This window comes from Streptomyces sp. NPDC012827, assembly GCF_042900905.1.
Taxonomy (GTDB): domain Bacteria; phylum Actinomycetota; class Actinomycetes; order Streptomycetales; family Streptomycetaceae; genus Streptomyces; species Streptomyces gulbargensis.
Window position 1 is genome coordinate 195,261 of record NZ_JBIBBY010000009.1, and the last position, 14,825, is coordinate 210,085.

The window sequence follows — 14,825 nt, forward strand, 5'->3', positions numbered from 1 at the left end:
GGGTGCCCTCCGGAAACCGGTGCGGTGGCCCGGGGCGCGGCCGTGACGGTGGCGAGCGGGCGGTCGCGTGCGGCCCGCCGTCAACTCCGGTGTTACCGGGGCGTGTTCGTGGGAAGCGTTGTACCGCTGGGGCGAGCGGGTGGCCCGGCGATCCGTGGACGGACACAGGAACGGGAGAGGCACTGTGACCCCTGGTGCGAGAAGGTCCCTGAGGAGACTGGCGGCCGCCGCGAGCGCGGCGCTGACCACGGTGGGCCTCGGCCTGGCGGCGGCTCCGCCGGCCGCGGCCGCCGACTACTACTACGAGCTGCCCTACCCGGCGGGCGAGGCCTACACGGTCACGCAGGGCCCGGAAGGCACGTACTCGCACACCGGCCCCTACAACGAGTACGCGTGGGACTTCGGGCTCCCCGCCAACTACGAGGTCTCGGCCGCCCAGGGCGGCACGATCGTGATATCGGACTGGTCGCCCTACTGGCAGAACGGCATCGAGGTGATCATCCGGCACTCCAACGGACGCTGCACCCACTACGCCCATCTCAACCGGGCGATCTACAACACCGGCGACTGGGTGCCGCAGGGCCGGGTCATCGGATGGTCGGGTGCGACGGGCGCGGCCAGCGGCGCCCATCTCCACTTCCAGGTCATCGACTGCAACACGAGGGTCGGCATCCCCGCCACCCTGCAGGGCTGGACGCCGCCGACCGGCTCCCGGCCCGTGAGCGTCAACACGCGCGCCTGATCCCCGCCCGTGGGGCGGCCCCGGCCCACGACCTGGGCGCGGCCGGGGCCGGGCTCGGGCCGCCCGGCCTCTGCGCCGGCCTCCGCCCCGGTGGTGTGCCCGCCGTGGGCGGACCGGTCGCCGCCCTCCGGGGGCTCGCCGTCCTAGGACTCCGGGTTCTGCTCGGGGTGGTCGGGGGCGGGGTGGTCGGGCGAGGACTGGAGGTCGGCGTCCAGTTGGGACAGATCGGCGGACAGTGCCGCCATCAGCTCCTCCATCTGCTCCAGCAGGCCCTTGGGGGCACCGGGGCCCTGCTGCTCGGGCACGGGGTGGGCTCCCGGCTGGTCGGGGGCGGTCCGCTCCGGCGCGGCTTCCTGGGACATGGCGGCCTCCTCGGCCCGGACCCGGTCGACACGCACGGGGCCGGAAGAGAGTACGGCGCACCGGCACTGGCCGCCGGCGCGCGGGCCGGGCGGTCCGGCTCCGCCCGAGCCAACGACGGGTACCCGGCCCCGGTCACTGGCCGGGCCGGACGCGGCCCGCCCACCGGAGGATGTTCACCCGCGCGGGCCGGAGCGCGCCCGGCGCTGACGGAGCGATGGACAGGCGCCCGACGGTGCAGGATGGAGGTATGGATCTCCGCGTTTTCACCGAACCCCAGCAGGGGGCCGACTACGACACCCTCCTCACGGTGGCCCGTGCCACCGAGGAGCTCGACTTCGACGGCTTCTTCCGCTCGGACCATTACGTCAGCATGGGATCGGCGGACGGGCTGCCCGGCCCGACCGACGCCTGGATCACGCTGGCGGGACTGGCGCGGGAGACGAAGCGGATCCGTCTCGGCACGCTGATGACGGCCGGCACCTTCCGCCTCCCCGGCGTCCTCGCCATCCAGGTCGCCCAGGTGGACCAGATGTCCGGCGGCCGGGTGGAACTCGGCTTGGGAGCAGGGTGGTTCGAGGAGGAGCACACGGCCTACGGCATTCCGTTCCCCAAGGAGCGGTTCGGCCGGCTGGAGGAGCAGCTGGCGATCGTCACCGGGCTGTGGGAGACGGAGGTGGGCAAGACCTTCTCCTACGAGGGCCGGTACTACCGGCTCGCCGATTCGCCGGCTCTGCCCAAGCCGGCCCAGGCGAAGATCCCGGTGCTGATCGGCGGGCACGGCGCGAGCCGTACGCCCCGGCTGGCCGCGCGGTACGCGGACGAGTTCAACATCCCGTTCGCCTCCGTCGAGGACACCGAGCGGCAGTTCGGGCGGGTCCGGGCCGCCGCCGAGGAGGGCGGCAGGGCGGCCGACGACCTCGTGTACTCCAACGCGCTGGTCGTCTGCGTCGGCAGGAACGACGCCGAGGTGGCCCGCCGGGCCGCCGCGATCGGGCGGGAGGTGGACGAACTGAAGGCGAACGGACTGGCCGGTTCGCCCGCCGAGGTCGTCGACAAGCTCGGCCGGTACGCGGCCGTCGGCTCCTCGCGGGTCTACCTCCAGGTCCTGGACCTGCACGACCTGGACCACCTGGAGCTGATCTCCGCGCAGGTCCGGACGCAGCTGGGGTGAGGCGGTGAGGAAGCCGGACCGTACGTTCGCCAGGGCGCTCGCCGACGGGGTGCTGGTCCTCGACGGCGGGCTGTCCAACCAGCTGGAGGCACAGGGCTGCGACCTGTCGGACGCCCTCTGGTCCGCGCGGCTCCTCACCGACGGGCCCGAGCAGATCGAGGCGGCGCACACCGCCTACGTACGGGCCGGCGCGCGGGTTCTCCTCACCTCCAGCTACCAGGCCACCTTCGAGGGCTTCGCCCGCCGGGGAGTGGAGAGGGCGGAGGCCGAGCGGCTTCTCGTCCGGAGCGTGGAGCTCGCGCGCGAGGCGGCCTCGGGCGCGGGGGCGGAGGTGTGGGTCGCCGCGTCCGTCGGCCCGTACGGGGCGATGCTCGCGGACGGCTCCGAGTACCGGGGCCGGTACGGGCTGTCGGTGCGGGAGCTGGAACGGTTCCACCGGCCCCGGATCGAGGTGCTCGCCGGGGCGGGCCCCGACGTCCTCGCGCTGGAGACGGTTCCCGACGCCGACGAGGCCGAGGCGTTGCTGCGGGCCGTCGCGGGGTGCGGGGTGCCCGTCTGGCTCTCGTACACGGTCGACGGCGGGCGGACCCGCGCCGGTCAGGAGCAGGCCGAGGCGTTCGCCGTCGCCGCCGGGAACGAACAGGTGGTGGCGGTCGGCGTGAACTGCTGCGATCCGGCGGACGCCGAGGAGGCTGTGGCGACGGCCGTCGCCGTGACCGGGAAACCGGCCGTGGTCTACCCCAACAGCGGGGAGCGGTGGGACGCGGAGGCCCGCGGCTGGCGCGGTGACGTCGCCTTCGACCCGGCCCTCGCCACGGCGTGGACCGCCGCCGGCGCCCGACTGGTCGGTGGCTGCTGCCGCGTGGGCCCCGCCACGATCGCCGCCCTCTCGGCCCTGCTTCCCGGCGGCGCCGGCCCCTGACGGAATCCGAACGCGATGCGGAAGCCGCACCGCGACGCCCGGCGCGCCGTCCGCGCCCCCGTGGCCCGGCGCGCCGGAGTCCGGCCGCGTCCCCCGCGCGGCTTCGAGCCCGGCTCCGGGCAGGGCACCCGCCCCCCCGGCGGGGAGGTCTCCGAGAGCTGCCGCCGCCGGCCGGGCCGAGCGCCGGAAATTGCCTCGTCGGGGACCGGAACGGGCGCTCATACTCGGGCGTGTGTTCATGACGATCAGTACCCACGGCACCCCGGAGCGGCCCGCGACCGACCTCGGACATCTGCTGCACAAGCATCCCGAGCGGGCGCAGGCGTTCTCGACCTCCTACGGCACGGCGCACGTCCTCTACCCCGAGGCGAGCGCCGAGCGGTGCACCGCCGCGCTGCTCCTGGAGGTGGACCCCGTGGCGCTGGTGCGGCGCGGAAAGGGGAAGGGCCGCGGCGGAGCCCCCGATTCCGCCCTCGCGCAGTATGTGAACGACCGGCCCTACGCCGCCTCCTCGCTGCTCGCCGTCGCCCTCGCCAAGGTGTTCAAGACCGCCCTGCACGGGGAGTGCCGCGCCCTGCCCGAGCGGGCCGCCGCGCCGCTGCCCCTGCGCATCGAGGTCCCGGCGGTACCCGCCCGGGGCGGCGCCGAGCTGGTCCGGGCGCTCTTCGGGCCGCTCGGCTGGGACACGGTGCGGGCCGAACCCATCGTGCTGGACGCCGAGTTCCCGGAGTGGGGCGACTCCCGCTACGTACGGCTGGTCCTGGAGGGCGAGCTGCGGCTCGCGGACGCCCTCAACCACCTGTACGTGCTGCTGCCCGTCCTGGACGACGCCAAGCACTACTGGGTGGCACCGGACGAGGTCGACAAGCTGCTGCGCGCCGGGGACGGCTGGCTCGCCGGCCACCCCGAGCGGGACCTGATCACCGCCCGCTACCTCGCCCGCCGCCGGGGTCTGACCCGTGAGGCCACCGAACGGCTCGAACTGGTCCGGCTCGCCGAGGCGGAGGGCGTCGGCGTCGAGGACGTCGACAACGCCGTCGACGAGACGACCGACACCGAGGACCGGCCGGTGCCGCTCGCACACCACCGCCGCGAGGCGATCCTGGCCGCCCTGCGCGCCGCCGGCGCCACCCGCGTCCTCGATCTGGGCTGCGGGCAGGGCCAGTTGGTGCAGGCCCTGCTCAAGGACCCGGCCTTCACCGAGATCGTCGGCGTCGACGTCTCCGTGCGCGCCCTGACCGTGGCCGCGCGCCGGCTGCGCCTGGACCGGATGGGCGAGCGCCAGGCCGCCCGCGTGAAGCTGCTGCAGGGCTCGCTCACCTACACCGACAAGCGGCTCACCGGCTACGACGCGGCCGTGCTCAGCGAGGTCGTCGAGCACGTGGACCTGCCGAGGCTGCCGGCCCTGGAGGACGCCGTGTTCGGCTCGGCCCGGCCCCGTACCGTTCTCGTGACGACCCCCAACGTCGAGTACAACGTGCGCTGGGAGTCGCTCCCCGCCGGGCACGCCCGGCACCAGGACCACCGCTTCGAGTGGACCCGGGCGGAGTTCCGCGACTGGGCGGCCGGGGTCGCCGGCCGGTACGGGTACGACGTGGAGTTCACTCCCGTCGGCCCGGAGGACCCCGAGGTCGGCGCGCCCACCCAGCTGGCCGCCTTCACCCGTACCGACACACCCATGGAGAAGGAGGAGGGACCGTGACGACCCCCACCACCGCGACCGAGACCCGCGCCCTGCCCGTCACCGACCTGTCCCTCGTGGTCCTCGTCGGTGCGACCGGCTCCGGCAAGTCCACGTTCGCCCGGCGCCACTTCAAGCCCACCGAGGTCGTCTCCTCCGACTTCTGCCGCGGCCTCGTCGCCGACGACGAGAACGACCAGTCCGCGAGCAAGGACGCCTTCGACGTCCTCCACTACATCGTGGGCAAGCGGCTCGCCGCCGGCCGGCTGACCGTGGTCGACGCCACCAACGTGCAGCGCGAGGCCCGCCGGCAGCTCGTCGAGCTGGCCCGGTCCCACGACGTCCTGCCGATCGCGATCGTCCTCGACCTGCCCGAGGAGGTGTGCCGGAGCCGGAACGCCGGCCGTGCCGACCGGGCGGACATGCCCGACCACGTCATCCCGCGCCACCGCCGCGAGCTGCGCCGCTCGCTGCGCGGCCTGGAGCGCGAGGGCTTCCGCAAGGTCCATGTGCTGCGTTCCGCCGAGGAGGTCGAGGCGGCCCGGATCGTCCGGGAGCGCCGCTTCAACGACCTGCGCCACCTCACCGGGCCCTTCGACATCATCGGTGACGTCCACGGCTGCCGCTCCGAGCTGGAGACCCTGCTGGCCCGGCTCGGGTACGTCGACGGCCACCACCCCGAGGGCCGTACGGCGGTCTTCGTCGGTGACCTGGTCGACCGCGGCCCCGACTCGCCCGGCGTCCTGCGCCGCGTCATGGGGATGGTCGCCGCGGGCGACGCGCTGTGCGTGCCCGGCAACCACGAGAACAAGCTCGGCCGCTGGCTCAAGGGGCGGAAGGTCCAGGAGACCCACGGCCTCGCCGAGACCATCGAGCAGCTGGGGCGGGAGCCGGAGGAGTTCCGCGAGCAGGTGCGGGAGTTCATCGACGGGCTCGTCAGCCACTACGTCCTCGACGGGGGGAACCTCGTCGTCTGCCACGCCGGCCTGCCGGAGAAGTACCACGGCCGCACCTCCGGCCGGGTCCGCTCGCACGCCCTCTACGGGGACACCACCGGCGAGACCGACGAGTTCGGCCTGCCGGTGCGCTACCCGTGGGCCGAGGAGTACCGGGGCCGGGCGACCGTCGTCTACGGCCACACACCCGTCCCGAACACCTCGTGGGTCAACAACACCATCTGCCTCGACACCGGCGCCGTCTTCGGGGGGAGGATGACCGCACTGCGGTGGCCGGAGCGCGAACTGGTCGACGTCCCCGCCGAACGGGTCTGGTACGAGCCCGCCCGGCCGCTCGCCACCGGGGCACCCGGCGGCCACCAGGGCCGCCCCCTCGACCTGGCCGACGTGCACGGCCGGCGGACCGTGGAGACCCGGCACCTGGGCAACGTCGCCGTACGGGAGGAGAACGCGGCCGCGGCCTTGGAGGTGATGAGCCGCTTCGCCGTCGACCCCCGGCTGCTCACCTACCTGCCGCCGACCATGGCGCCCACGCCGACCTCGAAGGAGGACGGCTACCTGGAGCACCCGGCCGAGGCCTTCGAACGGTACCGGGCGGACGGCGTGGAACGGGTGGTGTGCGAGGAGAAGCACATGGGCTCCCGGGCCGTGGCCCTGGTCTGCCGCGACGCGGGCGCGGCCGCCGGGCGGTTCGGCGTCACCGGGCCGACCGGCGCCCTGTACACCCGTACCGGACGGCCGTTCTTCACCGACCCGGACGTCACCGAGCAGGTCCTCGGCCGGCTGCGGACCGCGATCGGCACCGCCGGGCTCTGGGACGAGCTGGACACGGACTGGCTGCTGCTCGACGGCGAGCTGATGCCCTGGTCGGTCAAGTCGGCCGGGCTGCTGCGCGCGCAGTACGCGGCGGTCGGCGCGGCCTCCGGCGCCGTCCTCCCGGACGCGCTCGCCGCCTTGGAGCGGGCGGCCGGGCGCGGTGTCGGCGGCCTCGGCGGACTCCTCGACCGGCAGCGCGGCCGGGCGGCGGACGCGCGGGCGTTCACGGAGGCGTACCGCCGCTACTGCTGGCCCACCGACGGTCTGGACGGCGTGCGGTTCGCGCCCTTCCAGGTGCTCGCCGTCCGCGGCCGCTCGCTGGCGGCCGAACCGCACGACGAGCAGCTGGCCCGCCTGGACCGGCTCGTCGAGCACGACCCGACGGGCCTGCTCCAGGTCACCCGCCGGATCACCGTCGACACCGGTGACGCGGACTCGGTCCGCGCGGGCACCGACTGGTGGCTGGAGCTGACCGGCGCGGGCGGCGAGGGCATGGTCGTCAAGCCGCTCGCGGCCCTGGTGCGCGACGCGTCCGGCCGGCTCGGTCAGCCGGGCGTGAAGGTGCGTGGCCGTGAATACCTGCGGATCGTCTACGGCCCCGAGTACACCCGGCCCGAGAACCTGGAGCGGCTGCGGCAGCGCTCGCTGGGGCACAAGCGGTCGCTCGCCCTGCGCGAGTACGCCCTCGGCCTGGAGGCGCTGGACCGGCTCGCGGACGGCGAACCGCTGTGGCGGGTCCACGAGGCCGTCTTCGCCGTCCTCGCCCTGGAGTCGGAGCCGGTCGACCCGAGGCTCTGACGCGCGGCGGCGGGGCCGGGCCCCCGGCCCGGCCCTCGCCGGCCCCGCGCCCGGGGGCGCAGGGGCGCAGGGGCGCCGGGGGTGACGCTCCCCGTGCGCCCCCGAATGCCCGTTGACGCGCCTCTTCCATCTGAGGTGACATGACGTCAACAAGCCCCGCTCGCACGGCCGTTACCCGGCCGGGGCCGCCACCGGTCGTCCGGGGCGGTCCCGCCCCGGAAGCCGGGCGAGCGGTACGGGGGTGAGGGCGAGCCGATGACCGGGCCGGAACGGGACAGGGACGCGCGACCGGAGGCACCGCCGGGCGACAGGCCGGAGGAACCGGCGGACGACCGCACCGGAGACCACGCGGGCGGGGGAGGCCGGACCCGGGAGCGGCCTGCCGACCGGGGCCCGGGGGAGCCGGACGCGGTACGGCGCCCGCGGGGCCCGCTGCTGCGCGAGTCGCCGCCCCCGTACCAGCGCAAGGGCGGCATCGCGGCCGTCCTCCTCTACCGCAACGGCGGCCACCGGGTCGTCTGGCCCGACCGCAACGAGGACGTCGACAAACCCCTCTTCGGCTCCCCCTACACCGTCTTCGAGGTGCGGCTCGGCACGCACGTCACGGAGTTCCGGCTCGACCTGCCGGCCGCCGGCGACGGCGTGTCCTTCGAGGCGGTCGCCAAGGTCCACTGGACGGTGACCGATCCGCGCCTGGTGGTCCGGGAACAGGTCTGGGACGTCGCCGAACTCCTCCACGACGAGCTGCTCGACGGCCTGCGCCGGATCACCCGGAGGTTCGGCATCACCGAGGCGCAGCGCGCCGACGAGGCCGTACGGCACGCGCTCGACACCGGGAACCTCGGGCTCGGCCGCGCCATCGGCCTGCGCACACGGGTCTACGTCTTCATCGACCTGGACGCCACCGTCAGGGCGGAGGTGTCCCGCCGGGACACCCTCGGCGTCACGATGGAGGCGGACGAGCGCCTCGCCGAGGCCGAGCGGCGCAGGGACGCGGCCGAATGGGCCCGGATCGCCGACCGCGTCCGCGCCGTCGAAGCCCTTCTCCGGAGCGGCGACCTGGCGCGGATCGCCCACCACGTGGCCAGGTACGCCGACAAGCGGGCGGAGATCCGCCTCCGGCTCCAGCAGGAGCGGCGCGACGGGCGGGAGGGCCGGGAGGACCACCAGGACGTGACGGCCGTTCTCGACCGGCTGCTCGTGGCCGGGGTCATCGGGCGGGAGGACATCGGCGACCACCTGTACCAGGTGCTGATGTACCTGCGGACGCTCGGCGGCGCGGAGGCCGCCGGCGGTTCCGGCCCCTGTGACGACGCCCCGAGGACCAGACCGGCCCTCGACGAGTCCGGGCCGCGGCCGGACCCGGGGCGCGGGGACGGGGGTGAGGGCCGGGTGGCGCACGCGGGCCACCGGGACGCGCCCCGCGCCCCGCGGGTGCACGAACCCACCCGCGTCGAATCGGCCGCCGAGCGGCGCGAACGCGAAGGGGGTGGGGAGCGGGGCCGGGAGAGGGGCCGGGACCGGAGCGACGGCCGGCCGGACCCGGAGGGCAGGGACGCCCCGCACGGCCGGGGTGACGCGTCCCGGCGCGGCGACCGTGACGACGACCGCAGGGACGCCCCCCACGGCCGGGGTGACGCCTACGAGCGCGGCGAGCGCGACGACGACCGCAGGTACGCCTACGACCGCGACGAGACCTACGACCGCTACGACCGGGACGATCCCTACGACCGCGCGCGGCCGGGCCGGCGCAGACGGTTCCCCCGCCCGGCCCGGCCCTCCTCCGGCCGGGGCGACCCGCCGGAGGAATGACCGCCGGGCTCCCGGTTCCCCGGCCTCCCCGGGACTTCCACCGAGGCGTGCGTTCCGAAAGGCCTCCGCCGAAAGACGGGCTCTCGCCGCCCGGCTCCGTCAGGATGGGACGCATGGGATTCCATGTCGATTCCGAGACCGGGCGGCTTCGCCGCGTCATACTCCACCGGCCCGATCTGGAGCTGAAGCGGCTCACGCCGAGCAACAAGGACGCCCTCCTCTTCGACGACGTCCTGTGGGTGCGCCGGGCCCGCCAGGAGCACGACGGCTTCGCCGACGTCCTGCGCGACCGGGGGGTGGTGGTGCACCTCTTCGGCGACCTGCTGCGGGAGGCGCTGGAGGTGCCCGCGGCCCGCGCGCTCGTCCTCGACCGGGTCTTCGACGAGAAGGAGTACGGGCCGCTCGCCGCCGACCACCTGCGCGCCGCCTTCGACTCCCTCGACGCGGCCTCGCTCGGGGAGGCGCTCGTCGGCGGCATGACGAAGCGTGAGTTCCTGGCGGCGCACCGGGAACCGACCTCCGTCCGCTTCCACGCGCTGGACCTGGACGACTTCGTCCTCGGCCCGCTGCCGAACCATCTCTTCACCCGGGACACCTCGGCGTGGATCTACGACGGCGTGTCGATCAACGCGATGCGCTGGCCGGCCCGGCAGCGCGAGACCGTGCACTTCGAGGCGATCTACAAGCACCATCCCCTCTTCACCGGCCCGGAGGCCGGCCACTTCCACCACTGGTCGGAAGGGCAGCCGGACTACCCGTCCACCATCGAGGGCGGCGACGTGCTGGTGATCGGCAACGGGGCCGTACTGATCGGGATGAGCGAGCGGACCACCCCGCAGGCGGTGGAGATGCTGGCCCGCCGCATGTTCGCGGCGGGCTCGGCGCGGTCGATCGTCGCGCTCGACATGCCGAAGCGGCGCGCCTTCATGCACCTGGACACGGTGATGACGATGGTGGACCACGACACGTTCACCCAGTACGCCGGGCTCGGCAACCTGCGGTCGTACACGATCGAACCGGGGGACGCGGGCCAGTCCCTGCGGGTGACCGACCATCCGCCGGAGCAGATGCACAGCGCGATCGCCGCCGCGCTCGGCCTCCAGGACATCCGGGTCCTGACGGCCACCCAGGACGTGCACGCGGCGGAGCGGGAGCAGTGGGACGACGGGTGCAACGTGCTGGCCGTGGAGCCGGGGGTGGTCGTCGCGTACGAGCGGAACGTCACGACCAACACGCATCTGCGCAAGCAGGGCATCGAGGTGATCGAGATCCCGGGCAGTGAGCTGGGCCGGGGGAGGGGCGGGCCGCGCTGCATGAGCTGCCCGGTGGAGCGGGACGCCGTCTGAGGAGCGGGGGCCGTCAGCGGGAGACCCCAGGGGGCTGTATATAAATGTTGTCTCACGTATAGACTTCCAGGGTCTCCGGGTCCGGGTGCCGCGCGTGCGGCGCCCGAGCCCCGGCCCGCCCCACCCTCACACAGGAGCGCTTCCCATGGCCACTGACCTCACCGGCCGCCACTTCCTCAAGGAGCTGGACTTCACCGCCGAGGAGTTCCGCGGTCTGGTCGAGCTCGCCGCCGAGCTCAAGGCCACCAAGAAGGCGGGCACCGAGGTGCAGCGGCTGCGCGGCAGGAACATCGCCCTGATCTTCGAGAAGACCTCCACCCGCACCCGCTGCGCCTTCGAGGTCGCCGCCGCCGACCAGGGCGCCTCCACCACGTACCTCGACCCCTCGGGCTCCCAGATCGGCCACAAGGAGTCGATCAAGGACACCGCCCGCGTCCTCGGCCGGATGTTCGACGGGATCGAGTACCGGGGCGACAGCCAGGCCACCGTCGAGGAGCTGGCCGCCTTCGCGGGCGTCCCCGTCTTCAACGGCCTCACCGACGCGTGGCACCCCACCCAGATGCTGGCCGACGTGCTCACCATGACCGAGCACGTGGACAAGCCCCTGGACGGCATCGCCTTCGCGTATCTCGGCGATGCCCGCTTCAACATGGGCAACTCCTACCTCGTGACGGGCGCCCTGCTCGGCATGGACGTCCGGATCGTCGCCCCGGAGGCGTACTGGCCGGCGGCCGGGGTCGTCGCCGCGGCCCGCGAGCTCGCCGAGGCCAGCGGCGCGGTCATCACCCTCACCGAGGACGTCGAGGACGGCGTGCGCGGCGCCGACTTCGTCGTCACCGACGTGTGGGTCTCCATGGGGGAGCCCAAGGAGGTCTGGGACGAGCGGATCGCCGCGCTCTCCCCGTACGCGGTGACCATGGACGTCCTGCGGGCCACGGGCAACCCCGACGTCAAGTTCCTGCACTGCCTGCCCGCCTTCCACGACCTCGGCACGGCCGTGGCGCGCGACATCCACGCCCGGTACGGACTAAGCGAGCTGGAGGTCTCCGACGAGGTCTTCGAGTCGGCCCACTCCGTCGTCTTCGACGAGGCCGAGAACCGCCTCCACACGATCAAGGCGGTCCTCGTCGCGACCCTCGCCGGTACGGCGGACCCGGCATAGCTTTACGCCGGATTGGGTCCGTATGCGAGGTGCGGTTACCATCGCACGGTTCAGGGGGGTCCGGACGCACACGTCCGGACCCCCCTCCGTGTGTCCTCCCACCTCCTGCGCGGCCCCCGCACCCCGGGGCCCGCGCACGCACGACCAGAGATGAGCACCCCGCATGTCCTCGCGGATCAAGTCGCCGCAGCAACTCGTCGCCGAGTCCGGCGCCGACCTCGAAGGCCACGGCCTCCGGCGCACCATGGGCCTCTTCCAGCTCGTCTGCTTCGGCGTCGGCGCGATCGTCGGCACCGGCATCTTCGTCGGACTCTCCGGCAGCGTCGCCGAGGCCGGCCCCGCGGTCGTCCTCTCCTTCGTCCTCGCCGCGATCACCTGCGTCTTCACCGCCTTCTCCTTCGCGGAGCTGGGCGGCGCCATCCCGGTCTCCGGCTCCTCCTACTCCTTCGCCTACGCGAGCCTCGGCGAGCGGGCCGCCTTCCTCGTCGGCTGGTGCCTGCTCCTGGAGTACGGCGTCTCCGTCTCGGCCGTCGCCGTCGGCTGGAGCCAGTACGTGGACGAACTCCTGGAGAGCCTGACCGGGCTGCGGCTGCCCGCCGCCCTCACCGCGGGACCCGCCGAGGGCGGGGTGGTCAACCTCCCCGCCGTGGTCGTCATCGCCCTCGCCGCCGGCCTCCTCGTGCGGGGCGTGCGCGAGAGCGCCCGCGCCACCGCCGCCATGGCCGTCCTGAAGATCGCGATCCTGCTCGTCTTCTGCGCCGTCGGCTTCTCCGCCTTCCGCGCCGGGCACCTCTCGCCGTTCGCCGGGCACGGCGTCGCCGGGATCACCGCCGGCGCCTCGGTGGCCTTCTTCTCGTACATCGGCTTCGACGCGATCACCACCGCGGGCGAGGAGGTGCGCGACCCGCGCCGGAACGTCCCGCTCGCCATCCTCATCTGCATCGGGATCGTCACCCTGCTCTACGGCGCGGTGGCGCTCTCGGCCATCGGGGCGCTCGGCGCCGACGCCGTCGCCGGGCAGCCCGCCGCGCTCTCCCTCGTCGTGGACCGCGTCACCGGCTCGTCCACCGGCGGCGGGATCATCGCCTTCGGCGCGGTGGTCGCCATCGCGTCCGTCGTCCTCGCCGTGATGTACGGGCAGACGCGCATCCTGCTCTCGATGTCCCGTGACGGGCTCGTTCCGCGCGTCTTCGAACGCGTCTCGCCCCGCTCCGCGACCCCCGTGGCCAACACCTGGATCGTCGCCGCCGTCTTCGCCGTCCCGGCCGCCTTCGCCCCGCTCGACGTGGTCGTGGACCTCACCACCATCGGCACGCTCGCCGTCATGGCCGTCGTGAACCTCGCGGTGATCGTGCTCCGCCGCCGCCACCCCGGCCTGAAGCGCTCGTTCCGGGTGCCCCTCTTCCCGCTCAGCCCCCTCCTGGGCATCGGCTTCTGCCTCTACCTCATGGTCGGAACCGGCTGGACGACCTGGATCCAGTTCGCCGTCTTCCTCGCCGCGGGCACGCTCCTGTACGCGGTGTACGGGCGCCGCCACTCGCGCCTCGCGGTCACGGCTCCCGGCGACGGCGCTGCGCGGGCACCCCGGGGAGCGTGAACCAGACCGCCTTGCCGCGCGGGGTCGGGCGGTGGCCGCAGTCGCTGCTCAGCGCCCTGATCAGCAGGAGTCCGCGCCCGTGCTCCTGCCAGGGGTCCACCTCGCCCGGCTCGGGGTGGACCAGCCGGTCCGGTTCCGGCGGTTCGGGGTCGTGGACCTCGATCTGACAGCCGCCGGAGGTCGCGCACACCTCCACGACGAGGTCGATCGGGCCGCGGCCCCCGGTGTGCTCGACGGCGTTGGCCACCAGCTCGGCGGTGAGCAGCTCGGCGGTGTCCACGTCGGGCCCGGCGTCGTCGAACGCGGTACGGACCAGGGCGCGGGCCAGGGGGACCGCGGCCGTGGTGTGCGGCAGCCGCGCGCACCAGGAGCCGGGAGGGCCGACCGGTGGGGGAGCGGGGGCGGTGCCGGGCGCGGGGGCCGGGGCTTCGGGCATGAGGGGCGGGTCCCTTCACGGAGGAGGGGGCGGGCAGGCGAGCGGGGGGGCGAACCCGAGACGTCCTGGTTTCAACCATACGAGGCGCAACATCCGTTTCCCAGCGGCCCCTCCCTCCGACCCGGCTATCGCGCACTCGTGACGACGGTCACAACAGAGTGATACCCTCCCGGTGGAGGAAGGAGGCCGCCGAATGAGCCCCTTTACCGGCTCCGCGACCCGTACCGAACGCTGGCGGCATCTCCGCCTGGACCTCGACGAGGGCGTCGCCACCGTCACCCTCGCCCGCCCCGCCAAACTCAACGCGCTCACCTTCGGCGCCTACGCCGACCTGCGCGACCTGCTCGCCGAACTCTCCCGCGAGCGCGCCGTCCGCGCCCTCGTCCTCGGCGGCGAGGGCCGCGGTTTCTGCTCCGGCGGCGACGTGGACGAGATCATCGGCGCCACGCTCTCCCTCGACACCGCCGAGCTCCTCGACTTCAACCGGATGACCGGGCAGGTCGTCCGGGCGCTGCGCGAATGCCCCTTCCCGGTCGTCGCCGCCCTGCACGGGGTCGCCGCGGGCGCGGGGGCCGTCCTCGCGCTGGCCGCCGACTTCCGGATCGCCGACCCCACGACCCGCTTCGCCTTCCTCTTCACCCGCGTCGGCCTGTCCGGCGGCGACATGGGCGCCGCCTACCTGCTGCCCCGGGTCGTCGGCCTCGGACACGCCACCCGCCTCCTCATGCTCGGCGAGGCCGTCCACGCGGCCGAGGCCGAGCGGATCGGCCTGCTCAGCGAGCTCACCGAGGAGGGGCGCGCGGGGGAGCGCGCCGCCGCCCTCGCCCGCCGCCTCGCGGACGGCCCCGCGCTGGCGCACGCGCAGACCAAGGCCCTGCTCACCGCGGAACTCGACATGCCGCTCGCGGCCTCCGTCGAACTGGACGCCGCCACGCAGGCCCTCCTCATGAACGGCGAGGACTACGCGGAGTTCCACGCCGCCTTCACCGCGAAACGCCCCCCGAAGTGGCGGGGGCGCTGACG

General features: G+C 74.2%; 12 protein-coding genes. 10 read left to right on the forward strand and 2 right to left on the reverse strand.

From position 1 onward, the window contains the following. Positions 1–184 precede the first annotated feature (184 nt). Positions 185–742, forward strand: a complete 558-nt coding sequence (locus ACFY60_RS21000; protein WP_388612337.1) for a M23 family metallopeptidase — start codon at positions 185–187, stop codon at positions 740–742. Between the two features lie 143 nt (positions 743–885). Here ACFY60_RS21000 and ACFY60_RS21005 read toward each other — a convergent pair whose 3' ends face one another. Continuing rightward, complete coding sequence (locus ACFY60_RS21005) at positions 886–1,104, reverse strand: hypothetical protein (protein ID WP_388612339.1); 219 nt, start codon at positions 1,102–1,104, stop codon at positions 886–888. Positions 1,105–1,352: 248 nt separating this feature from the next. Between ACFY60_RS21005 and ACFY60_RS21010 the strand changes: the two genes are divergently transcribed. The 8 genes from ACFY60_RS21010 to ACFY60_RS21045 all read left to right on the forward strand — a co-directional run bounded on the left by ACFY60_RS21010 (position 1,353) and on the right by ACFY60_RS21045 (position 13,366). Then, positions 1,353–2,276 (forward strand): LLM class F420-dependent oxidoreductase, encoded by a 924-nt coding sequence (locus ACFY60_RS21010; RefSeq protein ID WP_388612341.1) that lies wholly within the window; start codon positions 1,353–1,355, stop codon positions 2,274–2,276. Between the two features lie 4 nt (positions 2,277–2,280). Further along, a complete protein-coding gene (gene mmuM, locus ACFY60_RS21015) occupies positions 2,281–3,198 on the forward strand; it encodes a homocysteine S-methyltransferase (protein WP_388612343.1) in 918 nt (305 codons plus the stop codon). A 232-nt stretch (positions 3,199–3,430) separates the two neighbouring features. Then, a complete protein-coding gene (locus ACFY60_RS21020) occupies positions 3,431–4,900 on the forward strand; it encodes a 3' terminal RNA ribose 2'-O-methyltransferase Hen1 (RefSeq protein WP_388612344.1) in 1,470 nt (489 codons plus the stop codon). After that, a complete protein-coding gene (locus tag ACFY60_RS21025) occupies positions 4,897–7,449 on the forward strand; it encodes a polynucleotide kinase-phosphatase (protein ID WP_388612346.1) in 2,553 nt (850 codons plus the stop codon). Before ACFY60_RS21020 ends, ACFY60_RS21025 begins: the two co-directional genes overlap by 4 nt. Before the next feature lie 255 nt (positions 7,450–7,704). Next, positions 7,705–9,261 carry a hypothetical protein gene (locus ACFY60_RS21030; protein WP_388612348.1) on the forward strand — a complete coding sequence of 519 codons (1,557 nt, stop codon included), beginning with the start codon at positions 7,705–7,707 and terminating at the stop codon, positions 9,259–9,261. A gap of 113 nt (positions 9,262–9,374) precedes the next feature. After that, positions 9,375–10,607, forward strand: coding sequence for an arginine deiminase (locus ACFY60_RS21035; protein WP_309054302.1), 1,233 nt, complete (start codon positions 9,375–9,377; stop codon positions 10,605–10,607). Between the two features lie 145 nt (positions 10,608–10,752). After that, complete coding sequence (argF, locus tag ACFY60_RS21040) at positions 10,753–11,769, forward strand: ornithine carbamoyltransferase (protein WP_388612350.1); 1,017 nt, start codon at positions 10,753–10,755, stop codon at positions 11,767–11,769. A gap of 163 nt (positions 11,770–11,932) precedes the next feature. Further along, entirely contained in the window at positions 11,933–13,366 is a 1,434-nt protein-coding gene (locus ACFY60_RS21045) for an amino acid permease (RefSeq protein WP_388612352.1), read from the forward strand. Here ACFY60_RS21045 and ACFY60_RS21050 read toward each other — a convergent pair. Then, entirely contained in the window at positions 13,320–13,802 is a 483-nt protein-coding gene (locus ACFY60_RS21050; RefSeq protein WP_388612354.1) for an ATP-binding protein, read from the reverse strand. The two genes, ACFY60_RS21045 and ACFY60_RS21050, sit on opposite strands and share 47 nt — an antisense overlap. 193 nt (positions 13,803–13,995) lie before the next feature. Here ACFY60_RS21050 and ACFY60_RS21055 point away from each other — a divergent pair, with 193 nt between their 5' ends. Continuing rightward, positions 13,996–14,823 carry an enoyl-CoA hydratase family protein gene (locus tag ACFY60_RS21055; protein ID WP_345286151.1) on the forward strand — a complete coding sequence of 276 codons (828 nt, stop codon included), beginning with the start codon at positions 13,996–13,998 and terminating at the stop codon, positions 14,821–14,823. Positions 14,824–14,825 lie beyond the last annotated feature (2 nt).